Genomic DNA, 24,745 nt, shown 5'->3' with positions numbered 1-24,745 from the left:
GCCGTCTTCCGGTACAGCCAGGCGACGTTACTGCGGCGCGTCCGCGCGTTTTTTCGGCACAAACTGGCGAAAAAGCTCCTGACTCTTCAGCGGCTTGCCGCCCAGATAGGGTTTGAGCGCCATCCGCGTGAAGCGCTTGGCCGCCCTGAGCGCGTCCATATCCGGGAAGCTACGTTCCGCCAGCGCTCGCAGCTCTCGTCCGGTAAAGCTTTTATGGCCTTTTACCAGGCTGGCGATAAAGCCCTTCTCTTCACGATAGATGTAGGTCATTTCATCCGTCACCTCTTCTCCGCTTCCCGCGCAGTGCAGAAAATCTACGCCGTAGCCAAGATGGCCTAACATGGCCAGCTCAAAGCGGCGCAGCGCCGGTTCCGGCGATCCTGTGCCCGCGGCCAGCTCCTGAATACAGTGCAGATAATCGAAAAAAAGCTCGGTAAAAGCGGTCTCCTGCTCCAGCACGCGCGAAACCAGTTCGTTAACGTACAGGCCACAGTAGAGAGAGATGCCGGAAAGAGGAAGAGCCAGAGAGATAGGTTCTGCGCCGCGCAGCGTTTTGACTTCGCCGCGACCGCCCCAGCGAACCAGCAGCGGCGTAAAGGGCTGCAAAGCGCCCTTCAGGCTGGAACGTTTACCGCGTGCGCCTTTGGCAAGCACGCGAATACGGCCATAGTTTTCTGAAAAGAGGTCGAGCAGAAGGCTGGTTTCGCTATAGGGGCGTCCATGCAGAACAAATGCGCGCTGCCAGCCTTCCATTTATTTCAGATCGTCTACGTAACCCAGGCTGCGCAGCGCACGCTCGTCGTCTGCCCAACCGGACTTGACCTTCACCCACAGCTCAAGGTGCACTTTCGCTTCGAACATCTCTTCCATGTCCTTGCGCGCCTCGATGCCGATGGTTTTGATCTTCGCGCCCTTGTTACCGATAACCATTTTTTTCTGGCCTTCGCGCTCAACCAGGATCAGGCCGTGAATGTCATAGCCGCCGCGTTCGTTAGTGACAAACTGCTCAATTTCCACGGTTACGGAGTAAGGCAGCTCGGCACCCAGGAAACGCATCAGCTTCTCGCGGATCATTTCTGACGCCATAAAACGCTGCGAACGGTCGGTGATGTACTCTTCCGGGAAGTGGTGCTCCGCTTCCGGCAGACGCTTACGCACGATGCTGGCGATGGTGTCGACGTTTTTGCCCGTTTCCGCAGAGATCGGCACGATATCCATAAAGTTCATCTGCTGACCAAGGAACTGCATATGCGGCAGCAGGATAGTTTTATCGGTGACGTTATCAACTTTATTGATTGCCAGCAGTACGGGTACTTTGCCGTCTTTCAGCTTGTTCAGCACCATGTCGTCGTCATCGGTCCATTTGGTGCCTTCGACAACAAAAATAACCAGCTCAACGTCGCCGATTGAGCTGCTGGCCGCGCGGTTCATCAGGCGGTTGATGGCGCGCTTTTCTTCCATATGCAGGCCCGGCGTATCCACGTAGATGGCCTGATAGCCATCTTCAGTATGAATACCGGTAATGCGGTGACGCGTAGTTTGCGGCTTACGCGAGGTGATAGAAATCTTCTGCCCCAGTAACTGGTTCAGCAGCGTCGATTTTCCGACGTTCGGGCGGCCTACGATAGCAATAAAGCCGCAATGGGTGGTTTGTTCGCTCATTCAAGTCCCAGCTTAATCAGCGCCTGTTCGGCCGCTGCCTGCTCAGCTTTGCGACGACTGGAGCCGGTTCCCACAACCGGATCCGTCATGCCGCTCACCTGGCAGTGGATAGTAAATTCCTGGTCATGCGCTTCGCCACGCACCTGCACCACCAGATAGGAGGGCAGCGGCAGATGGCGACCCTGCAGATACTCCTGCAGACGCGTTTTTGGATCTTTTTGTTTGTCGCCCGGGCTAATCTGATCGAGGCGGCTGGCGTACCAGTTCAGGATCAGCTGTTCTACCGTCTGGATATCGCTGTCCAGGAAAACGCCGCCGATCAGCGCTTCTACGGTATCGGCCAGAATCGACTCGCGGCGATAGCCGCCGCTTTTCAGTTCGCCTGGTCCCAGGCGCAGGCATTCACCCAGATCGAATTCACGGGCCATCTCCGCCAGCGTGTTACCGCGCACCAGCGTGGCGCGCATACGGCTCATATCACCTTCATCCACGCGGGGAAAACGGTGGTAAAGCGCGTTAGCTATGACGTAGCTGAGAATAGAATCGCCCAGGAATTCCAGTCTTTCATTGTGTTTACTGCTGGCGCTGCGATGGGTCAACGCCTGCTGCAACAGTTCCTGATGGGTAAAAGTGTAGCCCAACTTCCGCTGGAGCCTGTTAATTACGATGGGGTTCATGCGTTACCAATATCTTAATGCGAAAATTTTCCTGCACAGGGAACAGGGCTGGACACGCCAACACGAGACTGTTTCGTGTGCAGTGGCTCCCCGCAGGGAGCCACCCGTTTAGCTGTTGCGCTAATGAATACCGCCGATGCGGCTAAGGCGAACACCAGTTGGCCATTGCCCTTCCTGCTTTTCAAAGCTCATCCAGATGGCGGTGGCTTTGCCGACCAGATTCTTCTCTGGTACAAAGCCCCAGTAACGACTGTCGGCGCTGTTATCGCGGTTGTCGCCCATCATGAAATACATGCCGGCAGGCACGACCCAGCTCGCCTGCGGCTGGCCCGGCTGCTGATAGTAAGAGCTTGCCTGGCTTTGCGCCTGCGTCACCAGCAGAATGCGGTGAGTGACGTTGCCCAACGTTTCGTTACGCGTCGCCAGGCGCAGGCCGCCCTGAATGGTTTCACCCTGCGGTTTCTGCCAGAAGCCGTTGCCAACTTCGTTACCGTCAAAGCCGCTGAAGGTCTGGATAAAGTCGCTTGGCTGCACGTCGGAATAGGTGATCGGCAGCGCCGTATCACAGGTTTTTCCTGGCGCGCAGGCCGGATTGATCGTCACGGTTTTGCTCTGTGGATCGTAACTGACATGGTCGCCAGGCAGGCCCACAACGCGTTTAATATAGTCCATGCTCGGATCTTTCGGATATTTAAATACCGCGATATCGCCGCGCTCAGGATGACCGGTTGGGATCAGCGTCGTCTGGGTGATGGGATCTTTAATGCCGTAGGCAAATTTTTCCACCAGAATAAAATCGCCGATCAGCAGCGTTGGCATCATCGAACCCGACGGGATCTGGAACGGCTCATAAATAAAAGAGCGCACCACAAAGACCAGCAGCAGCACCGGAAAAACGGAAGCGGCCGTTTCCACCCAGCCCGGCTGCTTTACCGTTTTTTTCTGGCCGGCATTCTCTGCCGCCGCGTCGGCCAGCGCCTGGCTCGCACGACGAGCCGGTGCCCATTTGAATCGGTCAACGCACCAGATAATACCGGTTACGAGCGTTGCTATCGCCAGGATCAGGGCGAACATATTAGCCATTCCAGTTCCCTCGTAGTGTTAGGCTTTATTTACTGTCTTTACCCACGTGCAGGATTGCCAGGAAAGCTTCCTGCGGCAGCTCGACGTTGCCAACCTGCTTCATGCGCTTCTTACCGTCTTTCTGCTTCTGCAGCAGCTTTTTCTTACGGCTGACGTCGCCGCCGTAGCATTTCGCCAGGACGTTTTTACGCAGCTGTTTAACGGTGGAACGGGCAATAATGTGGTTGCCGATGGCGGCCTGAATCGCAATATCAAACTGCTGGCGCGGGATCAGATCTTTCATCTTCTCAACCAGCTCGCGACCACGGTACGGTGCATTATCGTTGTGGGTAATCAGCGCCAGCGCATCGACGCGCTCGGAGTTGATCAACACATCGACGCGTACCATGTTGGAAGCCTGGAAGCGTTTGAAGTTGTAATCCAGTGACGCATAGCCGCGCGAGGTGGATTTCAGACGGTCGAAGAAGTCGAGCACCACTTCCGCCATTGGGATTTCATAGGTCAGCGCAACCTGGTTACCGTGGTAAACCATGTTGGTCTGCACGCCACGCTTTTCGATACAGAGCGTAATGACGTTACCCAGGAATTCCTGCGGCAGCAGCATGTGACACTCGGCAATCGGCTCACGCAGCTCTTCAATGTTGTTCAGCGGCGGCAGCTTGCCCGGGCTATCCACGTAAATGGTATCGCCTGAGGTGGTAAACACTTCATAGACTACGGTAGGCGCTGTGGTGATCAGCTCCAGATCGTATTCACGCTCCAGACGTTCCTGAATGATCTCCATGTGGAGCAGACCCAGGAAGCCGCAGCGGAAACCAAAGCCCAGCGCGGTGGAGCTTTCTGGCTCGTAGAACAACGAGGCGTCGTTCAGGCTTAGCTTGCCCAGCGCGTCGCGGAAGGCTTCATAATCGTCAGAGCTGATTGGAAACAGACCGGCGTAAACCTGCGGCTTCACTTTCTTAAAGCCCGGCAGCGCTTTTTCCGCTGGATTGCGTGACAGCGTCAGCGTATCGCCAACCGGCGCGCCCAGAATGTCTTTGATGGCGCAGACCAGCCAGCCTACTTCGCCGCAGTTTAGCACGTCGCGATCGACGCGTTTTGGCGTGAAAATACCCAGGCGGTCTGCGTTATAGACCTGTCCGGTACTCATCACCTTGATTTTTTCGCCTTTGCGCAGCGTGCCGTTTTTGATACGTACCAGCGACACCACGCCCAGGTAGTTATCGAACCAGGAGTCGATAATCAGCGCCTGCAGCGGGCCTTCCGGATCGCCTTCCGGCGGTGGAATGTCACGCACCAGACGTTCAAGCACGTCCGGCACGCCAAGGCCGGTTTTAGCCGAGCAGCGCACCGCATCGGTCGCGTCGATACCGACAATATCTTCAATTTCCTGCGATACGCGATCGGGATCGGCAGCCGGCAAATCGATTTTATTCAGTACCGGTACTACTTCCAGATCCATTTCCATCGCGGTATAGCAGTTCGCCAGGGTCTGGGCTTCTACACCCTGTCCGGCGTCAACCACCAACAGTGCGCCTTCACAAGCCGCCAGCGAGCGCGACACTTCATAGGAGAAGTCCACGTGTCCCGGCGTGTCGATAAAATTGAGCTGGTAAGTTTCACCGTCCGGCGCGTGGTAGTCGAGCGTGACGCTCTGCGCCTTAATGGTAATGCCGCGTTCACGTTCCAGATCCATTGAGTCCAGGACCTGGGCGGCCATTTCACGTTCGGTCAGACCACCGCAAATTTGAATCAAACGGTCAGAGAGCGTCGATTTGCCGTGGTCGATGTGAGCGATGACAGAAAAGTTTCTTATATGCTTCATTTATATGAATATTTTCGCTTAAACGTTCGGTTTAGTTCTTACGGTGGACAGCGTCGTTCAGGCCGACTGCAATGTACCCGCCATCAATGAGCACGCATCTTACACTGTTAGCCCCCGCCACGAAAGAATTCACACGCATAGCGCATGATTTCGCTCGGGACGCGCTTTTTTGGCTGCCACTCTTACTGTAGCGCCATTTGTAGGAAAGCACGTTCTGGAAACAGTCAGAAATAATCCGCCGTATAACCATAGGGCATAAACAGCGGATCGGAACACGGATACCCGACAGCGCGACGGACGGCTGTGCGGGTTTTCAGGAGATTAATCAGTTTCAACACGCAGCGCGTCTGGCGGTAACGCCACGCTTAAAATTACTGGATGGAACGAAGCGGATTTACCCAGATAGCTGGAAATACCTTTTGCCACGATAAACCCGCCGATGCCGCCCAGTAGCGCGCCAGCGGCGGCGGCCAAATCACTGTGGAACAGCATCTGGAACAAACCGGCCAGCAGAAACAATCCCACCAGCGGCGTCATGTAAACCAGCAGTGCCGAACTGAGCAGGCTTTTCTCTGCAATCCCCAACTCGATGCGCTGGCCGGGCTTAAGCGGCTCGGCGCTGGCGATTTTCATCACGTGAGCATCTTTCGGCCCAAGCTTGTTGAGCATCTGGCTGCCGCACCCCTTGCGGGCAGAACAGCTGCTGCACGAGGTTTTCAGTTCTGAATGCAGCGTGGCTACGCCGTTTTGCCAGGAAACCACCGTGGCCCATTCTCTCATCATTTTGCGACACCTATGCTGTCAACGATACGCCTGGCGGTTGATGGCGGAAGCTCACCGACTACCGTAATTTCCTTATTATTGCGTATTTCGCTCTGCACCGTACGACGTCCTGTGCGCAATAGCTGGCTGACGCTGTCTTTATCGGCTGCGCTGACGTTGATTGAGAAGCTGAACAGCCCATCAGAGTAAAGCCGTGACTCCACGGGTTTATTCACCGAAGGGATCTGCCTGCGGCTCTGGGTCACTTCTTTCATCCCGGCAGGTAGCCAGCTCGGTTTCCAGCTAAACGTGGTCTTATCGCTGACCGGCACGGAAAGCGAAGGCGGCAGGCTGGCTTTTTCCAGGCTCTGCATCATTTTCCGCACGCCGTCGTCAACGGCAAAGCTGACAACGCGATACTGCTCCAGCGTTTCGCCATCCCGATCCAGCAAATCTACCCGCAGCGGCAGCCTTGTATCGCTGTCCAGCCAGACGACATAGCTGTATCGCGTGCCGTCACGGGCAACGATACGAATAACCTCACACAGCTGGTCAGCGATGCGGGTGCGCCCTACCGGCACGAAGTCATAGTATTCTGAAAGCTTCTGGAAATTGGCAAAGACCAGCGAGGGCAAAGAGTCAACGATATGCTGACCTGCCAGGGTAAAAGGCTCCAGGCCCGGCTCAAAATAGCTGATTTCATTGCCGCGCTGAATAATTTCACGGCGCGGCCCGTCCATCTGCAGCATCTGAGCATAGACCTTGTTATCCAGTACGGCATGGCGATAGCGTAGAGACTCAATCCCAAGCCGCGAGACGTTAATATAAGCAAGTTCGTAACTGAGAGACTGGCTGGCCTGCTCCATCTGTTGCAACAGCGCCCCGGACGTGGTTTGCGCCGGGGCACAGAAGGAAATCAGGCTGCCAGCCATAAGGCTGACGGCGCACCAAAGCTGCTTCATTACTGCTGCTGAATTCCTAACGACTGGTTACCCGGAACCTGAACGGCGGCCTGCTGTCCAGGGGTCTGCTCAAACTGCAGGCTGTCAGAATGCAGACGGCGCTGCAGTTCGTAGTCCTGCAGCATAGCGTTAACGCGACGACGCTGATCCTGCACCTGCTGCGGCGCATTGCTGCTTGATTCAGAAGGCACGCCCAGGCTAACCGGAGAAGCCTGGCCCATCATCGGCAGCGTGTTAAATACCGGTGCTTCCGACTGGGACTGCCCTTCCTGCGGCTGATTATAGTGCTGCACGCCGACAATCACCGCCAGCGACACGCAGGCGGCTACGCCAACCTGGGTAATCTGTGCAGCCCACGGGCGGACCTTGTGCCAGAACGGCATTTTGCCATAGTGCTCTGGCGTTGGCTGCGCTTCTGGAATGAGCGGCGTGCTGCTGTTTTTAACGGGTTCGTTTTCGATAGCGGCAGCAACACGCGCAGCGATATCGAAATGCATAACCGGCGCAACATCGCCCCGCAGGGTATCGCGGATAAGATGATAGCTTTCCCATTGTTTTTGCAGCGCGGCGTCTTCAGACAATGCGGACAAAACTTCACTGTCTAACGTTTCGCCGTCCATTAAAGCGGAAAGTTGTTCTTTCTGCATGCCTCAGTACCCTTCCTGTATCCGCTCACGTCAACGTTGGATAAGCGGTTGAATTTTATTATCAATGGCTTCGCGCGCGCGAAATATGCGAGAGCGAACCGTCCCCACCGGACACGCCATGATGACGGCTATCTCTTCATAGCTCAGGCCATCCAGCTCGCGCAGCGTAATCGCCATGCGAAGATCTTCAGGCAGCGTCTCGATGGTGCGAAAAACCATCTGTTTCAATTCTTCCGACAACATTAAGTTCTCAGGGTTCGATATTTCTTTTAACGCGCCAGCACTTTCGAAGTTTTCCGCATCAATAGCGTCCACATCGCTGGCCGGCGGTCGACGCCCCTGAGCAACCAGATAATTTTTTGCCGTATTGACGGCGATTCGATAGAGCCAGGTATAAAAAGCGCTATCCCCGCGAAATGACTCCAGCGCGCGATAGGCTTTAATAAATGATTCCTGCACTACATCAGGTACGTCTCCTGAGGGCACATAGCGGGACACCAGGCTCGCCACTTTATGCTGATAGCGCACTACCAGTAAATTGAATGACCGCTGATCTCCTTTCTGAACTCGCTCTACGAGAACCTGATCCGTTAACTGCTCGCTCATCCGAGGTAATGTCTCCCCAAATCTTTTTCCACGCCTGTACGAACTACCCGTAACTCATAATTGAGCAAGCATGCGCTTAGAGTGATGGTCATGAGTAAAGTTCCGTTGCGCCGTTATATTTGCGGTGTCATGTATGACATCGCCGCAGAGTACTCTATGAAGGGCGCTTTTTCACGTTAAAATCTTGCGCGTTCATCATAATAAACCGCTACAAAATTAAATACAGAACCCCGCGCTTTTTTCGGGCCAGTCTGAACCGCGCTACGTCCGCTTATTTTCCGATTGCCTGGAAAAAAACCTTTTTACCCGCGGCGATCGGCGCTATGCTCAACAAACAACCTGTTTAGTAAATTAAACACTATGAGCTTATCTTCTGAGTATAGTTGTGACGTGTTGGTTATTGGCAGCGGCGCGGCCGGTCTTTCACTGGCGCTGCGCCTTGCAGAAAAGCATCAGGTCATTGTTTTAAGTAAAGGACCGGTCAGCGAAGGATCTACTTTTTACGCCCAGGGCGGCATCGCGGCCGTGTTTGATGAAACCGACAGTATCGAATCACATGTTGAAGACACGCTGATTGCCGGTGATGGGCTTTGCGACCGTGAAGCGGTTTCCTTTATCGCCAGCAACGCCCGCCACTGCGTACAGTGGTTGATTGATAATGGCGTGCTGTTCGATAAAGAAAACTCGCAGGATACCTACCACCTGACGCGCGAAGGCGGTCACAGCCATCGACGCATTCTGCACAGCGCGGATGCCACCGGTCGCGCTGTAGAAACCACGCTGGTCAGCCAGGCGCTTAGTCATCCTTCAATTCACATTATCGAGCGCAGCAATGCTGTGGATTTGATTGCTTCCGATAAGCCAGGTTTTCTCGGCGAACGCCGCGTGGTGGGCGCTTATATCTGGAACCGAAAACGTGAAAAAGTAGAAACCTGCCGCGCTCGCGTCGTGGTGCTGGCGACGGGCGGAGCCGCCAAGGTTTACCAGTACACCACTAACCCGGACGTGGCCTCCGGCGACGGCATTGCAATGGCCTGGCGTGCAGGCTGTCGCGTAGCCAATCTGGAGTTTAACCAGTTCCATCCAACCTGCCTGTTTCATCCGGAAGCCAGAAATTTTCTGCTGACGGAGGCGCTACGTGGTGAAGGCGCCCTCTTAAAACGCCCCGACGGCACGCGCTTTATGCCCGACTTCGATCCGCGCGCCGAGCTGGCCCCGCGCGATATCGTTGCCCGCGCCATCGACCATGAAATGAAACGGCTGGGCGCAGACTGCATGTATCTGGATATCAGCCATAAACCGGCTGATTTTATTCTGGCGCACTTTCCAACCATCGCAGAAAAGCTAAGCACGCTGGGTTTTGATTTGACGAAAGAACCCATTCCGATTGTGCCTGCGGCTCACTACACCTGCGGCGGCGTGATGGTCGATCATCACGGGCGCACCGATCTCAGCGGGCTGTACGCCATTGGCGAAGTCAGCTACACCGGCCTGCATGGAGCAAACCGGCTGGCTTCCAATTCGCTGCTTGAATGCCTGGTTTACGGCTGGTCGGCGGCAGAAGATATTGCTGAATATCTTAAGCAGGTGCCCACCGTTGAAGATTTGCCAGCCTGGGATGAAAGCCGCGTCGATGATTCAGATGAGCGCGTTATCATCCAGCACAACTGGCACGAGCTGCGGCTATTTATGTGGGACTATGTAGGGATAGTGCGCACCACCAGGCGACTGGAGCGGGCATTGCGCCGCATTAACCTGCTCCAGCAGGAGATTGAAGAGTATTACGCTCACTTCCGCATCTCCAATAACCTGCTGGAGTTACGAAATCTGGTGCTGGTGGCGGAACTGATGGTGCGCTGCGCGATGGAGCGAAAAGAGAGCCGCGGCCTGCATTATACGCTGGATTATCCGCAGCAGCTGCCGGAAGCCAGGCCGACGATCCTGACGCCCTGATTAGCGAAAAAGATAAAAATCGCGGGTCAGGCTACAGTGCGCCTCTGAATAATGCTGATCCGGCCCGCGTATCGTCATCCGGTCCAGAAACGGCTCGCCGGACGCAGGCGAAAGCGCCAGCAGGACGCGGTTTGGCGGCCGGTTATCGTTATCGGCAATATCTGTCCGGTAGCGCAAATGCCAGCCGTGCTGTTGCGCCAGCTCCACCAGCCTGTCGCCCGCCGCTGTCGGCAGCACTACACAGAAAAAGCCCTCTTCCGTAATGAGATCTTCAGCGCAGGAGAGTAAAACGTCGTGGGTCAGGTCCGTGGTATAGCGGGCAGAAGCGCGTTCAGGCGTGGCGCACTCGCTGCCGGGAATAAAATAAGGCGGATTGCTGACGATTAACGAGTAGCGACGCTCGCACCCTTTGGTCCAGTGGCGAATGTCATCCTGGTAAATCCGTATGCGGCTGGCCCAGGGCGACGACAGCGCATTCTCCTGCGCCTGGCTGGCCGCCTGCTCATCCAGCTCTACGGCGTCGATGGCGACGTTTTCGCCCGTACGCTGTGCCAGCATCAGCGCAATCAGACCGCTGCCCGTACCGATATCCAGTACGCTTGTCGCGCCCGCAATGGGTGCCCATGCGCCCAGCAGTACGCCGTCGGTGCCGACTTTCATGGCGCAGCGATCGTGAGCGACAAAAAATTGTTTGAAGGTAAAGCCGTTAGCGCGCAATACCGCTTTCTGTTGAGACATTTGACCGACCTGAAAGGGAAACGGCGCTAGCATAGGACAATTGAGATGTAAGGAAAAGTCATTCATTCTACACAAACAGATGAAGATCGTGCGCAATCTGTCTATAATCAGCGCCCCAAACTGAGGTAGACCATGACTGTAACCACTTTTTCCGAACTCGAACTTGATGAAAGCCTGCTGGGTGCCCTGCAGGAAAAGGGCTTCACGCGCCCCACGGCAATCCAGGCCGCTGCGATCCCGCCTGCACTGGAGGGTCGCGACGTTCTGGGTTCGGCACCAACAGGTACAGGCAAAACCGCGGCTTATCTACTGCCCGTGCTCCAGCATCTGCTGGACTTCCCGCGCAAAAAATCTGGCCCGCCGCGTATCCTGATCCTGACGCCAACGCGTGAACTGGCAATGCAGGTTGCCGATCAGGCACGCGAGCTGGCAAAAAATACCCATCTGGATATCGCAACGATCACTGGCGGCGTGGCCTATATGAACCATGCAGAAGTGTTCAGCGAAAACCAGGACGTGGTGGTAGCGACCACCGGCCGCCTGCTGCAGTACATCAAAGAAGAAAACTTTGACTGCCGCGCGGTGGAAACGCTGATTCTGGATGAAGCCGACCGCATGCTCGATATGGGCTTTGCCCAGGATATCGAAACCATTGCTGCAGAAACCCGCTGGCGCAAGCAGACGCTGCTGTTTTCCGCCACGCTGGAAGGTGATGCGATTAAAGACTTCTCCGAGCGTCTGCTGAACGATCCGGTAGAAATCGAAGCGGATCCGGCGCGGCGCGAGCGTAAAAAAATCCAGCAGTGGTATTACCGTGCTGACGATGTGAAGCACAAAACCGCGCTGCTGCTGCACCTGTTACAGCAGCCGGAAGTTACCCGTTCCGTGATCTTTGTTCGTAAGCGCGAGCGCGTGCATGAGCTGTGCGGCTGGCTGCGCGAGGCCGGTATCAACACCAGCTATCTGGAAGGCGAGCTGGAGCAGTTCAAGCGTAACGAAGCGATCAAGCGCGTTGTTGACGGCCGTGTAAACGTGCTGGTGGCAACCGACGTGGCCGCGCGCGGTATTGATATTGATGACGTCAGCCACGTTTTCAACTTTGACCTGCCGCGCACCGCCGACACTTATCTGCACCGAATCGGCCGTACCGGTCGTGCAGGTAAAAAAGGCGTGGCTATCTCTTTGGTTGAGGCGCATGACCACCTGCTGCTGGGCAAAATCAGCCGCTATATCAATGAGCCGCTGAAAGCGCGCACCATTGACGAACTGCGTCCGACCACGCGTACACCAAGCGAGAAGCTGAACGGCAAGCCGTCCAAGAAAGTGCTGGCGAAGCGTAAAGAAGAGAAAGAAAAGAAACAGAGCGACGACAAGCCGCGCGTGAAGAAACGCCATCGCGATGCCAAAAATATCGGCAAGCGTCGTAAGCCAAGCGCCGCACCAAAAACCGACAGCGCTGAATAAGTAAACCGCACCACAAAAAAACCGCCTTTATCAGGCGGTTTTTTTATTACATAACTGAAACTTTTTGTGCATTAAGTTCAGCTTTTCCTTCAAACACCTGTTTAAACGTCAACAGCCTTTCTTGTTTTATAAACAACCGTTATTTTTCAATAAATAACGCTTTTTCTTCCCTGATGTTATTTACACCGCCAGGCAAGTTATCCCGGCGCTGCTGGCACAATCCTTCGCGTTTATTACAAACTTTCGGTAAAGGTGCGGGCAATAACGTCGCGCTGCTGCTCTGGCGTCAAAGAATTAAAGCGCACCGCGTAGCCAGAAACGCGAATGGTCAGCTGCGGATACTTTTCCGGATGCTTAACGGCCTCTTCCAGCGTTTCACGACGCAGCACGTTTACATTCAGATGCTGACCGCCTTCTACCCGTACCTGAGGCTGCACGTCCAGCGGAACATCGCGGTATTCGATCTGGCCAAGGTCGCTGACCGCAACAATCTGGTCTTCCTGATAATCAGCTTTAGCGCAGACGCAACGGGCTTCTGCACGCTCATCATCAAGCAGCCAGAAAGAGTTCAGCAGAGCAGGATTATTCGCTTTGGTAATCTGAATTCCGGAAATCATTATTGCCTCCCAGGCTATTTTTACTGACGAAGCGTCAGCAAATAGAAATTGATCTACGGTCACTTATATAACAGTCCCTCACCGCAACCATTTTGACCAAAATCAAAAATGACCCTCTTCTTATTTGTCCTGGGTCATCAACCCGATGATTTATCACGCATTGATTACAAAAATATTTTGTAAATTTAAAATTTATTTTAAGTTTGTCACGGTGGCGATCCGCGTTAAGCTACCCGCTGATTACTCTAAAGGAGGCGGAGATGGGCAACGCATTGACCTGGCACGACGTGCTGGCCGAGGAAAAAGAAAAACCTTACTTCATTGAAACGCTGTCGATGGTGGCGAACGAACGCGCGGCGGGCAAAACCGTCTATCCCCCACAAAAAGACGTGTTTAATGCTTTTCGCCTGACGGAGCTGGGCGATGTCAAAGTGGTGATTCTGGGTCAGGATCCTTATCACGGGCCGAATCAGGCTCACGGGCTGGCGTTTTCCGTTTTGCCTGGCGTGGCCGTACCGCCTTCGCTGGTTAATATGTATAAAGAACTGGTGACCGATATTCCGGGATTCCAGCGCCCGAACCACGGCTTTCTGGAAAGCTGGGCGCGCCAGGGCGTGCTGCTGTTGAATACCGTGTTAACGGTAGAGGCGGGACAGGCGCATTCGCACGCTCGCTTTGGCTGGGAAACTTTTACCGATCGCGTTATTGCCGCTATTAATGAAAATCGCGAGAACGTGGTGTTTTTGCTGTGGGGTTCGCACGCGCAGAAAAAAGGCAGCATTATCGATCGCGAGCGCCATCACGTATTGCAGGCGCCCCACCCTTCTCCCCTTTCTGCCCACCGTGGCTTCTTTGGCTGCGCGCATTTCTCTCAGACCAACGAATGGCTGGAGCAGCACGGCGAAAAGCCGATCGACTGGACGCCAGTTTTACCTGAGTAAGACCCGGCTTTCGGCATTAAAAAACTGCACCTTACTCAGTTGGCCAGCCAACTTTTGGGGTGCAGTTTATTATTCAGGCTTTGAGACGTTAACCGTCGTCAGTGATGACCGGTTTTAGCCTTTGGCTTTAGAAACGGCGACCATCGCCGGACGCAGCAGGCGACCGTTCAGCGTATAGCCACGCTGCATAACCATCAGCACGTGATTTGGCGCCACGTCTTCGGATTCCATCATCGACATCGCCTGATGAAGTTCCGGGTTAAACGGCACGTTAACGTCGCCGATAACTTCTACGCCAAACTTACGCACCGCACCAAGCAGTGATTTCAGCGTCAGATCGATACCTTCGATCATCGCAGCCAGTTCCGGCTTTTCTTTGTCGGCAACTTCCAGCGCGCGCTCCAGGCTATCGATCACCGGCAGCAGCTCGTTGGCGAACTTTTCCAGCGCAAATTTATGCGCTTTTTCTACGTCCAGTTCGGTACGGCGACGAATATTTTCGATTTCCGCCTGAGCACGCAGCTGCGCTTCACGCACGCCACCCTGCGCCTGCGCCAGCTGGGCTTCCAGTTCGGCAATGCGTTCGTCGCGCGGATCCACCACTTCTGCCGTCTCTGCGTCCTGGGTGGCCTGTTCCATCTCAATATCGTCTGAGACTTGCTCGTTTGGTGTGTTCTGTTCTTTACTACTCATGAATTTCTCCGCGTTTGTGCACATTCATCTCGCTGGTTCGCTTATTATGGGGATCAGAATTGCGGTTTCAAGGGAACCCGTCACATTGTCTGAGGTAGTTTACCTCATGAGGAATGCCAGCATCATGAACAACCATTTTAACTGCATCGGTATCGTGGGCCATCCGCGCCATCCTACCGCGCTGACCACACACGAAATGCTTTATCGCTGGCTGACGGCAAAGGGCTATCAGGTGATCATCGAGCAGCAGATTGCCCGTGAGCTGAAGCTTGCCGATGTGGAAACCGGCTCGCTGTCGGACATTGGACAAAAGGCCGATCTGGCCGTGGTAGTGGGCGGCGACGGCAATATGTTAGGCGCGGCGCGGGTGCTGGCGCGCTACGACATTAAGGTGATCGGCATTAACCGCGGCAATCTGGGTTTCTTAACCGATCTCGATCCCGATAATGCGCAACAGCAGCTGGCCGACGTGCTGGAAGGGAAATACATTACGGAGAGCCGCTTTCTGCTGGAGGCGCAGGTGTGCCGCCAGGGGCGCGAGCCACGTATCGGTACGGCTATCAATGAGGTTGTTTTGCACCCTGGCAAAGTCGCCCACATGATCGAATTCGAAGTGTATATTGACGAGACGTTCGCCTTTTCCCAGCGTTCTGACGGCCTGATTATCTCTACGCCAACCGGCTCTACCGCCTATTCGCTTTCGGCAGGCGGCCCGATCCTGACGCCTTCACTGGACGCTATCGCCATTGTGCCGATGTTCCCACATACGCTGTCTGCAAGGCCGCTGGTCATTAACAGCAACAGCACTATTCGCCTGAAGTTTTCGCACATGCGTGGCGATTTAGAAGTGAGCTGCGACAGCCAGATAGCCTTGCCTATTCAGGAAGGGGAAGACGTGCTGATCCGCCGTAATGAGGATCATCTGAATTTGATACATCCGCAAAATTACAATTACTTCAACACGTTAAGCTCGAAGCTTGGCTGGTCGAAAAAATTGTTTTAAAATCCGCTGCCAGCTACTTTACTGGTTATAGAACCAGTATATACTGTATGAAAAACCATATCTGTGTTTTCATACAGGAACGCTTCTATGCTGGCACAACTGACCATCAGTAATTTTGCGATTGTTCGTGAACTTGAGATCGATTTTCAGCGTGGCATGACCGCGATTACCGGCGAAACGGGCGCGGGTAAATCTATTGCCATCGACGCGCTCGGCCTCTGCCTGGGCGGTCGCGCTGAAGCCGATATGGTGCGTCAGGGCGCAACCCGCGCCGACCTCTGTGCCCGCTTTTCGCTAAAAGATACCCCTTCTGCGCTTGCCTGGCTGGTGGAAAACCAGCTGGATGAGGGCAATGAGTGTTTGCTGCGCCGCGTGATCAGCAGCGACGGTCGTTCTCGCGGCTTTATTAACGGCACCTCTGTCCCGCTTTCCCAACTGCGCGATCTCGGTCAGCTACTGATTCAGATTCACGGTCAGCACGCGCATCAGCTGCTGCTGAAGCCGGAGCATCAGAAAACTCTGCTTGACGGCTATGCGGGCGAAAACGGCCTGATGCAGGAGATGGCGCAGAGCTACCGCCTGTGGAACCAGAGCTGTCGCATTCTGGCGCAGCATCAGCAGCTGTCGCAGGAGCGTGAAGCGCGCCGCGAGCTGTTGCAGTATCAGCTGAAAGAGCTGAACGAGTTTGCTCCGGTGGCCGGCGAGTATGAAGCTATCGATGAAGAATATAAGCGCCTGGCCAACAGCGGCCAGCTCCTGTCAACCAGCCAGCAGGCGCTGATGATGCTGGCCGACGGCGAGCATGCCACCTTACAGAACCAGCTTTATACCGTGCAGCAGCTGCTGGGCGAGCTGGTCGCGCTTGATGAAAAGCTGAACGGCGTTTGCGTGATGCTGGATGAAGCCGCCATTCAGGTTAGCGAAGCCAGCGACGAGCTGCGCCACTACTGCGAGCGTCTGGATCTGGATCCTAACCGTCTTTACGAGCTGGAGCAGCGCCTGTCGCGCTATATCTCGCTGGCACGCAAGCACCGGATCTCTGCGGAAGAGCTGGCAGGCTTTCATCAGCAGCTGCTGGATGAACAGGCACAGCTTGACCAGCAGGAAAGCAATCAGGAAGAGCTGGCGCTGGCCGTGGCGAAGCACCATCAAACCGCTATGGGCTGCGCGGAAAGGCTGCATCAGCGCCGTATGCACTACGCACAGGAGCTGAGCCAGCTGATTGGCGAAAGCATGCACGCGCTCTCGATGCCGCACGGCCAGCTGGCTATCGAGGTACAGTTTAATCCTGACCATCTGACCTTAGAGGGTGCCGACCGCATCGAATTTCGCGTAACCACCAACCCGGGTCAGCCACTTCAGCCGCTGTCTAAAGTTGCTTCCGGCGGCGAGCTGTCGCGTATCGCGCTGGCAATTCAGGTTATCACCGCACGTAAAATGGATACGCCAGCGCTGATTTTCGATGAAGTCGACGTCGGTATCAGCGGCCCAACCGCAGCGGTTGTGGGCAAAATGCTGCGTCAGCTTGGCGAATCTACCCAGGTTATGTGCGTCACCCACCTTCCGCAGGTTGCTGGCTGCGGCCATCAGCATTTTTTCGTCAGCAAAGAAACGGATGGTGCCATGACCGAAACGCATATGCAGCCGCTGGACAAGCGCGCCCGCCTGCAGGAACTGGCACGCCTGCTGGGCGGCAGCGAGGTCACCCGCAACACGCTGGCTAACGCAAAAGAGCTTTTAGCGGCCTGAAACCGCACTTTTTTGGCATCCCGAGGTCATAACCATGCTCCGTAGAGGTTTCCAACTGCGGAAAGGTTTATTATCATCGACGTCTGACGCTGTTATCGAAGCGATAAACCGATACTGAAAATAAATAGCCTGATGCCCAAGGTGTTGGCCCGAAAAGGAATAAAGATACTTATGCGCTGTAAAACGCTGACTGCTGCGGCGGTGGTTCTGCTGATGACGACCGCTGGATGTTCCACTCTGGAGCGAGTGGTTTACCGGCCAGACATCAACCAGGGCAATTACCTGGTTGCAAATGACGTCTCTAAAATCCATACCGGCATGACCCAACAGCAGGTGGCATACACCCTGGGTACGCCGATGATGCGCGATCCTTTTGGCAGCAACGTCTGGTATTACGTCTTCCGTCAGGAGCCGGGCCACGAGCCGGTAACGCAGCAGACGCTGACGTTGACCTTTGACAGCAATGGCGTGCTGACCAACATCGACAACAAGCCTCAGCTTAGCTCTAAAGGCTAAGCATTCAGAAGGCTGTGATGTAAAGCAAATCAGGATGGCTGGCGGTAAAGCCAGACCTGGTGGTTTAAAACATCATAAGAAGAGATAAGGCGCTGACGGCGCCTTATTTTTTTGCTGCTTTTTCTGCACGCTGACGGCGCAGTTCTTTAGGATCGGCCAGTAGCGGACGATAAATCTCCACCCGGTCGCCGCTGTGCACCTCATCGCTCAGCTTAACCGGACGGCTAAACACGCCCACTTTATTACTGGCAAGATCGATATCACTACGCAGCTCCAGCAGCCCGGAAGCTTTGATCGCCTGCTCGACAGTGGCCCCCTCCTCCACAGTAACCGTATAGAGATACTGTTTTTCCGGAAGCGCATAGACCACTTCTACCGCGATATCAGGCACTGTAGACCTCTTTCGCGCGTTTGGTGAAAGCTTGTACCATGCTGCTGGCCAGCTCTTTAAAGATCCGTCCGAACGCCATTTCTACCAGCATGTTGGTAAATTCGAACTCCAGGTTGAGTTCGACCTTACAGGCGTCTTCGCTCAGTGCGGTAAACAACCAGCCACCGGTAAGCTTGCGGAAAGGCCCGTCAACCAGCTGCATGTGAATGCTTTTATTGTTGGTTAGCGTATTGCGCGTGACGAACGTTTTGCTGATGCCGGCTTTGGAAACATCCACCGATGCCGTCATCTGCTGTTCACTGGAATCCAGCACGCGACTGCCGGTGCACCCTGGAAGAAACTCCGGATAGGCATCCACATCGTTTACCAATCGGAACATTTGCTCAGCACTGTAGGGCACCAGCGCAGAACGACTAATCTGGGACATAACGTTTCCTGTTAATCTTAAACTTTACAATAATACCATCGACGGCTTGCAAACAAAAATTCTCAGCCGCCAGCGTTCTGCTAAAATAGCGCTTTTCCCCGCGCTTTTTGTTACAGGGGATGCCATCATTCACCGCTTCATGTACACTAAGTTGCACTATGACAAAGAAAAAAGCACATAAACCCGGTTCTGCCACCATCGCCATGAACAAGCGGGCGCGCCACGAATACTTCATTGAAGAAGAGTTCGAAGCGGGTCTGTCGCTCCAGGGATGGGAAGTCAAATCTCTTCGCGCCGGTAAGGCCAACATCAGCGACAGCTACATCCTGCTGCGCGATGGCGAAGCTTACCTGTTCGGTTCAACTTTCCAGGCGCTGACGGTTGCCTCGTCGCATGTTGTTTGCGATCCAACACGCAACCGTAAGCTGCTGCTGAAACAGCGTGAACTTGATTCACTGTACGGACGCGTTAACCGCGAAGGTTATACCGTTGTTGCGCTGTCGCTGTACTGGAAAAATGCCTGGGCCAAGCTAAAAATCGGCGTGGCGAAAGGTAAAAGAGAGCACGATAAGCGCGATGATATTAAAGATCGTGAGTGGAAATTAGACAAAGCACGTATTATGAAGCACGCAAATCGCTAAGCTACTGGCAAAGCGATAAGTTTTTCTGCTATACTGCTTAACAGTACTTGGGGCTGATTCTGGATTCGACGGGATTTGCGAAGCCCAAGGAGCATGCCGAGGGGCGGTTGGCCTCGTTAAAAGCCGCAAAAAAATAGTCGCAAACGACGAAAACTACGCCCTAGCAGCTTAATAACCTGCTAAGAGCCCTCTCTCCCTAGCCTCCGCTCTTAGGACGGGGATCAAGAGAGGTCAAACCCAAAAGAGATCGTGTGGATGTCCTGCCTGGGGCTGAAGCATTAAATCCAATCAGGCTAGTTTGTTAGTGGCGTGTCCGTTCGCAGCTAACAGGCGAATGTAAAGACTGGACTAAGCATGTAGTGCCGACGGTGTAGTAATTTCGGACGCGGGTTCAACTCCCGCCAGCTCCACCAAATTCTTCAGCAGCGATACCAGAATCGTCTGCTAAAGTCCTGAAAGCCCGCAAGGTGAAAGCCTTGCGGGCTTTTTTGTGCCTTCAAGATGTCCCGCGAAGTCTGATGCCAAATAATTAAATTCGAATCTTATAGGCCCATTGATAGGCCCAACGAAAAGCTCTATTGTTTTCGTTGGGCCTAAACGCAGGGAGACTCCCCATGGCGAGAAAAACCCAGCCGTTAACCGATACGGAAATCAAAGCCGCCAAACCTAAGGATGCCGATTACCAGCTTTATGATGGTGACGGGCTTACTCTGTTAATCAAGTCTAGCGGTAGTAAGCTCTGGCAATTCCGTTACTATCGACCTCTGACCAAGCAGCGAACCAAGCAGAGCTTCGGAGCATACCCTGCTGTCTCCCTTTCTGATGCGCGTAAACTCAGAGCTGAGTCTCGAGTTTTGTTGGCGAAAGACATTGATCCTCAGGAACATCAGAAAGAACAGGTGAGAAATTCTCAAAAGGCCAAAACCAACACATTCATGTTAGTTGCGGAGCGTTGGTGGAATGTGAAGAAAGCCAGCGTAACAGAGGACTACGCCGACGATATCTGGCGCTCTCTTGAAAAAGATGTTTTCCCCGTAATCGGTGATATCAGTGTCACTGGGATTAAGGCTCATACTCTGGTTAAAGCAATGCAACCGGTTCAGGCCAGAGGTGCATTAGAGACTGTCCGACGCCTTTGTCAGCGTATTAACGAAGTCATGTTTTATGCACAGAACACAGGCCTGATTGATGCTGTTCCCGGTGTAAACATCGGAAAAGCTTTCGAGAAACCTCAGAAGAAAAACATGCCAAGCATCCGCTCCGATCAACTTCCGCAGCTAATGCAAACTATGCGTACGACAAGTATCAGTGTGTCCACGCGATGCCTGTTCATGTGGCAACTTCTTACTATTACTCACCCTGCTGAAGCGGCTGAGGCTCGCTGGGATGAGATCGATTTCAATGCTAGCGAATGGAAAATTCCTGCAGCTCGAATGAAGATGAACCGGGACCATACGGTTCCACTATCGGATGAGGCAATCTCAATTCTGGAAATGATGAAGTCCCTCAGTGGTGGCCGGGAGTTTATCTTTCCCAGTCGCATCAAACCAACCCAGCCAATGAACAGCCAAACAGTTAATGCCGCACTGAAGCGTGCTGGTTTAGGTGGCGTACTCGTTTAACACGGCTGCGTTCTATTGCCAGCACGGCCCTTAATGAGCAAGGCTTTCCGCCTGATGTCATTGAAGCCGCACTTGCTCATGTGGACAAAAATGAGGTACGTCGCGCTTACAACCGCAGTGATTACCTTGAACAACGTCGTCCTATGATGCAATGGTGGGCTAATTTTGTTAGCAAGGCCGACAGCGGGAGCATTGTTGATACTGGGAAAACGGGGTTAAAACTTGTGGGCTGAGTTTTGAGCTGGACTGGTGTTTTCCCAGCAAAGGTGCATTGGCTCAGACCTGTCCTGAGGAATCGTAGATAGCTCGCAATGGAATCTGACAGTCTGGTTTGTGCCAGGAGCGGACATTGGTTGTTCATGTGGATAAATACTAAAGGTGGTTTATTTTTGCCACAACACAGGCTAGCTTTGAGCAAATAAACAGGCAACACTTATTTGTTGCTGCAGAAGGTTAAGCGCGCTGATTTAGCGCACTTAACGTAGACTAACCTAAAAATAAATGGCTAGAAAAGTAATAATCTACCAACACGCTTTTAGTCACAGAAGTAATAATTAACTATGGTTAATATTTATCAATAATTCAACGCTAGTATATTATCTGTTAGAACTACTGAAGGTGTTCCGGCACAATAACAGCATGTTATGCGTTATCCTCGGTCCCACACTCCTCGCAGCAATATCTGTTCGGCAAAACGAAGGCTCACCCCGAGGATGGTGGCTAGTGAATGAGGTGGTCAGTTTTACCAGCGCTCCAAGCAGCTTTGTAGCATAGCGCCCCCCCAATGAACTGATTGAAGCACAGGCATTGAGTATTGCATAAATCAATGCAGTGGAAATTTAAAGTACCAGTTCTGATGCTCAGGCTGGAAAAAATCAAAATAAATGGATCGATACGGACATGACAGACAGCTTACAGACTGAAAAGACCGAGGGAAATATCATCATCAACTTGTTTGCACCCAATCTTCCGGGCAGTACCAAAGAAGATGATCTCATTCAAAAATCTCTGCGTGATCAGTTAGTCGAGAGTATCCGAAACTCAGTTACCCCTTCTGACGCCGATAAGTCTGCTGAGCTAACACGCTTTATTGATGAGTCCGGTCGTAATGTATTTTTTGTGGATGGTACTCGCGGTGCGGGTAAAACCACTTTTATCAATAGCGTGGTCAAATCTCTGAACAGTGACAAAGGTGATGTCAAAGTCAGCATCAAGTGTTTGCCGACCATCGACCCTACCAAGTTGCCACGTCATGAACCCATTTTGGTCACCGTGACTGCCCGTCTGAATAAAATGGTGTCCGACAAGTTAAAAGGATGCTGGTCGTCGAATGACCATACAAAACAAAAGGAACAATGGCAGAATTACCTTGCGCAGCTCCAGCGTGGTTTACATCTTCTCACAGACAAGGAATATAAGCCGGAATATTTCAGTGATGCTTTGAAGCTGGATGCCCAGCTTGATTACTCAATTGGTGGTCAGGATTTGTCAGAAATCTTTGAGAAGCTAGTTGAGCGTGCGTGTGAAATTCTCGGCTGCAAGGCCATTTTGATCTCATTTGATGATATTGATACTCAGTTTGAAACGGGTTGGGATGTACTTGAATCTATTCGTAAATTCTTTAACAGCCAGAAATTGGTGGTGGTGGCGACAGGTGACTTGCGCCTATATTCCCAATTGATTCGCGGTAAGCAATACGAAAATTATAGCAAAACTTTGCTCGATCAGGAAAAAGAGAGCGCCCGCTTAGCAGAGCGGGGCTATATGGTTGAACACCTTGAACAGCAATATTTATTAAAACTGTTCCCGGTACAAAAGCGTATTCAACTGAAAACCATGTTGCAACTGGTCGGCGAAAAGGGAAAAGTCGGTAAAGAGAAGATCAAGGTTAAAACCGAGCTTGGCATGCAGGATATTGCTGCCATAGATATCCGGCAAGCGATTGGCGATGCTGTTAGGGAAGGCCTTAATTTGAGAGAGGGCTCTGATGCAGAAATGTATGTGAATGAACTGCTGAAGCAGCCAGTGCGGTTGTTGATGCAGGTGCTTCAAGATTTCTATACCAAAAAATATCATGCTACATCGGTAAAACATGATGGTAAACAAGGCAGCAATGAAAGACCTGATGAATTATCAGTTCCGAACTTACTTAGAAATGCCTTATATGGTTCGATGCTAAGCAGCATTTATCGTGCAGGGTTAAATTATGAACAACATCGGTTCGGTATGGATTCGCTCTGTAAGGATATATTCACCTATGTAAAACAGGATCGTGATTTTAATACCGGATTTTATTTGCGGCCTCAGTCTGAAAGTGAAGCATTAAGAAACTGCTCTATTTACTTGGCGTCTCAGGTAAGTGAAAACTGTCAGGGCAGTCTGTCAAAGTTCCTACAGATGCTTTTGGTTGGTTGTGGTTCCGTCAGCATATTCAACCAATTTGTAACCGAGTTAGCACAGGCTGAAAATGATAGAGAAAAATTCGAACAGCTTGTTAGTGAATATGTAGCTTATATGTCTGTTGGCAGAATTGAAAGCGCCTCACATTGGGCTAATCGATGTTGTGCTGTGGTTGCAAACAACCCTAATGATAAAAAGGTTGGCGTTTTTCTTGGCATGGTGCAGTTAAATCGTAAATCACGCCAAAAGATGCCTGACGGTTACAAAAAATTTAACATTGATACTGAGAATGGCTTGGCAAAAGCCGCAATGGCGGCTTCCTTAAGTACGGTAGCTTCAAATAACCTTATGGATTTCAGTAGTGTTTTTAATCTGATTGGTGCTATTGCAGATATCTCTGCATGCCGTCGTGAAAAGCCTGCCATTACTAATGCTTTTAATAAAGTTATAGCTCAGACAACATGTATTGTTCCCCCATGGAGCGAGGCTGTTGCTCGTGCAGAAATGAAAGGCGCAAGTAAAAGTGCGGATAACGATGCTGCTGTTTTGGATGTTGATCTTGATCCCAAGGATGATGGCGTAACTGATGACAGTCAGCAGGATGACACAACGGAATTTTCTGGTGCCATTAATAAAGTTGAGCAATGGCTTAAAAAAGTAAACGAAATTGAGATTGAAATTCGTCCATCGGCGCTTTTGATCGGTAAAGTATGGACTCGGTTCTATTTCAACCTTAATAATGTGGCTGATCAGCATAAAACCAGGCTCTATAATGATGCAGAGCATGGACAAATGGCCAGTCAATCAAATGCTGCGAAAATTATGCGTTTTAATGTTTTGGCTTTTCTTCATGCGGTATTGGTTGAAGAGAGCTTATATCATTCGATTAGTGACAGGGAATATATCGGTGAAGGATTAAGACTAAACCCAGTTACTTCGGTTGATGAGTTTGAGAAAAAGATAAATGTAATGAATGAAGAATTGAAAGCGGATAAGAAAACATGGAAAGATACCCACCCATTGTTTTTCTTATTAATTAGCTGTCCAATTCTGCATCCGTTCATTTTTCCTGCAGGAGGGATTAATTGTTCAACCAAAGCACTGAGCAAGGAAGCGAGTTTCCTTGAACTGATTGGTGAAATTGTTGGCGACAAATTACTTTCTGAAGGAGAATGGGAGTATTTATCTGAAAATGATAATCGAAAAATAAACATAAAACAACAGACGTCTCAAAACACTATAACATCACTTAATACCTCCACAATCGTCGGAGCATTATACGATAAGGCTACGCCAGCCCGGAAATCCAAGTTGCCTTCATTAAGTGATGGCGTAGAAAAATAATAATGGCCTTCGTATAAGGATT

22 protein-coding genes, 1 other RNA gene and 1 pseudogene are annotated in these 24,745 nt (G+C 52.4%); 10 read left to right on the top strand and 14 right to left on the bottom strand.

Annotated features, from left to right (window positions below):
- Nucleotides 1-27: 27 nt before the first annotated feature.
- The 9 genes from recO to rpoE form a co-directional block, all read right to left on the bottom strand.
- Entirely contained in the window at nt 28-753 is a 726-nt protein-coding gene (gene recO / locus ACMGGR_RS04445; protein ID WP_246760661.1) for a DNA repair protein RecO, read from the bottom strand.
- Complete coding sequence (gene era, locus ACMGGR_RS04440; RefSeq protein WP_414148253.1) at nt 754-1,662, bottom strand: GTPase Era; 909 nt, start codon at nt 1,660-1,662, stop codon at nt 754-756.
- Complete coding sequence (gene rnc, locus ACMGGR_RS04435) at nt 1,659-2,339, bottom strand: ribonuclease III (protein ID WP_246760659.1); 681 nt, start codon at nt 2,337-2,339, stop codon at nt 1,659-1,661. Before rnc ends, era begins: the two co-directional genes overlap by 4 nt.
- Nucleotides 2,340-2,459: 120 nt before the next feature.
- Entirely contained in the window at nt 2,460-3,422 is a 963-nt protein-coding gene (gene lepB / locus ACMGGR_RS04430) for a signal peptidase I (protein ID WP_246760658.1), read from the bottom strand.
- Nucleotides 3,423-3,447: 25 nt separating this feature from the next.
- Nucleotides 3,448-5,247 carry a translation elongation factor 4 gene (lepA, locus tag ACMGGR_RS04425; RefSeq protein ID WP_246760657.1) on the bottom strand — a complete coding sequence of 600 codons (1,800 nt, stop codon included), beginning with the start codon at nt 5,245-5,247 and terminating at the stop codon, nt 3,448-3,450.
- Nucleotides 5,248-5,568: 321 nt separating this feature from the next.
- Complete coding sequence (rseC, locus tag ACMGGR_RS04420) at nt 5,569-6,030, bottom strand: SoxR-reducing system protein RseC (protein ID WP_414148252.1); 462 nt, start codon at nt 6,028-6,030, stop codon at nt 5,569-5,571.
- Nucleotides 6,027-6,971, bottom strand: coding sequence for a sigma-E factor regulatory protein RseB (rseB, locus tag ACMGGR_RS04415; RefSeq protein WP_246760655.1), 945 nt, complete (start codon nt 6,969-6,971; stop codon nt 6,027-6,029). Before rseB ends, rseC begins: the two co-directional genes overlap by 4 nt.
- The gene (gene rseA / locus ACMGGR_RS04410; protein WP_246760654.1) at nt 6,971-7,618 is read right to left on the bottom strand and encodes an anti-sigma-E factor RseA; all 648 of its coding nucleotides are present in this window, start codon (nt 7,616-7,618) and stop codon (nt 6,971-6,973) included. The genes rseB and rseA overlap by 1 nt, the downstream gene beginning before the upstream one ends.
- A gap of 30 nt (nt 7,619-7,648) precedes the next feature.
- Complete coding sequence (gene rpoE, locus ACMGGR_RS04405; RefSeq protein ID WP_246760653.1) at nt 7,649-8,224, bottom strand: RNA polymerase sigma factor RpoE; 576 nt, start codon at nt 8,222-8,224, stop codon at nt 7,649-7,651.
- A 360-nt stretch (nt 8,225-8,584) separates the two neighbouring features.
- Between rpoE and nadB the strand changes: the two genes are divergently transcribed.
- Nucleotides 8,585-10,177, top strand: coding sequence for an L-aspartate oxidase (gene nadB, locus ACMGGR_RS04400; RefSeq protein WP_414148251.1), 1,593 nt, complete (start codon nt 8,585-8,587; stop codon nt 10,175-10,177).
- On the opposite strand, the gene trmN is transcribed toward nadB, so the two are convergent.
- Nucleotides 10,178-10,915, bottom strand: a complete 738-nt coding sequence (trmN, locus tag ACMGGR_RS04395; RefSeq protein ID WP_246760651.1) for a tRNA(1)(Val) (adenine(37)-N(6))-methyltransferase TrmN — start codon at nt 10,913-10,915, stop codon at nt 10,178-10,180.
- A gap of 132 nt (nt 10,916-11,047) precedes the next feature.
- Here trmN and srmB point away from each other — a divergent pair, with 132 nt between their 5' ends.
- On the top strand, nt 11,048-12,379 hold the full coding sequence (gene srmB, locus ACMGGR_RS04390; RefSeq protein ID WP_246760650.1) for an ATP-dependent RNA helicase SrmB: 1,332 nt from the start codon (nt 11,048-11,050) through the stop codon (nt 12,377-12,379).
- A 233-nt stretch (nt 12,380-12,612) separates the two neighbouring features.
- On the opposite strand, the gene grcA is transcribed toward srmB, so the two are convergent.
- Nucleotides 12,613-12,996, bottom strand: a complete 384-nt coding sequence (gene grcA, locus ACMGGR_RS04385) for an autonomous glycyl radical cofactor GrcA (protein WP_246760649.1) — start codon at nt 12,994-12,996, stop codon at nt 12,613-12,615.
- Nucleotides 12,997-13,256: 260 nt separating this feature from the next.
- Between grcA and ung the strand changes: the two genes are divergently transcribed.
- Nucleotides 13,257-13,937, top strand: coding sequence for a uracil-DNA glycosylase (gene ung / locus ACMGGR_RS04380; protein ID WP_246760648.1), 681 nt, complete (start codon nt 13,257-13,259; stop codon nt 13,935-13,937).
- Nucleotides 13,938-14,051: 114 nt separating this feature from the next.
- On the opposite strand, the gene grpE is transcribed toward ung, so the two are convergent.
- On the bottom strand, nt 14,052-14,630 hold the full coding sequence (grpE, locus tag ACMGGR_RS04375) for a nucleotide exchange factor GrpE (RefSeq protein WP_246760647.1): 579 nt from the start codon (nt 14,628-14,630) through the stop codon (nt 14,052-14,054).
- A gap of 124 nt (nt 14,631-14,754) precedes the next feature.
- Here grpE and nadK point away from each other — a divergent pair, with 124 nt between their 5' ends.
- From nadK to bamE, 3 genes are all read left to right on the top strand, one after another.
- Entirely contained in the window at nt 14,755-15,633 is an 879-nt protein-coding gene (nadK, locus tag ACMGGR_RS04370) for an NAD(+) kinase (RefSeq protein WP_246760646.1), read from the top strand.
- 87 nt (nt 15,634-15,720) lie between these two features.
- Nucleotides 15,721-17,382, top strand: a complete 1,662-nt coding sequence (recN, locus tag ACMGGR_RS04365; protein WP_246760645.1) for a DNA repair protein RecN — start codon at nt 15,721-15,723, stop codon at nt 17,380-17,382.
- 171 nt (nt 17,383-17,553) lie between these two features.
- Nucleotides 17,554-17,898, top strand: coding sequence for an outer membrane protein assembly factor BamE (gene bamE, locus ACMGGR_RS04360; RefSeq protein ID WP_246760644.1), 345 nt, complete (start codon nt 17,554-17,556; stop codon nt 17,896-17,898).
- 103 nt (nt 17,899-18,001) lie between these two features.
- On the opposite strand, the gene ACMGGR_RS04355 is transcribed toward bamE, so the two are convergent.
- Nucleotides 18,002-18,289, bottom strand: a complete 288-nt coding sequence (locus ACMGGR_RS04355; RefSeq protein ID WP_246760643.1) for an RnfH family protein — start codon at nt 18,287-18,289, stop codon at nt 18,002-18,004.
- The gene (locus ACMGGR_RS04350) at nt 18,282-18,716 is read right to left on the bottom strand and encodes a type II toxin-antitoxin system RatA family toxin (protein WP_246760642.1); all 435 of its coding nucleotides are present in this window, start codon (nt 18,714-18,716) and stop codon (nt 18,282-18,284) included. The genes ACMGGR_RS04355 and ACMGGR_RS04350 overlap by 8 nt, the downstream gene beginning before the upstream one ends.
- Nucleotides 18,717-18,874: 158 nt before the next feature.
- Between ACMGGR_RS04350 and smpB the strand changes: the two genes are divergently transcribed.
- From smpB to ACMGGR_RS04330, 4 genes and pseudogenes are all read left to right on the top strand, one after another.
- Nucleotides 18,875-19,357: an SsrA-binding protein SmpB gene (smpB, locus tag ACMGGR_RS04345; RefSeq protein ID WP_246760641.1), complete on the top strand. Its 483-nt coding sequence runs from the start codon at nt 18,875-18,877 to the stop codon at nt 19,355-19,357.
- 49 nt (nt 19,358-19,406) lie between these two features.
- Nucleotides 19,407-19,770: a transfer-messenger RNA gene (gene ssrA / locus ACMGGR_RS04340) on the top strand.
- 201 nt (nt 19,771-19,971) lie between these two features.
- Nucleotides 19,972-21,212, top strand: a pseudogene (locus ACMGGR_RS04335) (integrase).
- A gap of 667 nt (nt 21,213-21,879) precedes the next feature.
- Nucleotides 21,880-24,723, top strand: coding sequence for an archaeal ATPase (locus ACMGGR_RS04330; RefSeq protein ID WP_414148250.1), 2,844 nt, complete (start codon nt 21,880-21,882; stop codon nt 24,721-24,723).
- Nucleotides 24,724-24,745: the final 22 nt, after the last annotated feature.

This window comes from Erwinia sp. BNK-24-b, from assembly GCF_047456155.1.
Lineage (GTDB): Bacteria > Pseudomonadota > Gammaproteobacteria > Enterobacterales > Enterobacteriaceae > Erwinia > Erwinia phyllosphaerae.
Note: the sequence above shows the minus strand (reverse complement) of the source record. Positions and strands in the feature narration are given on the sequence as shown.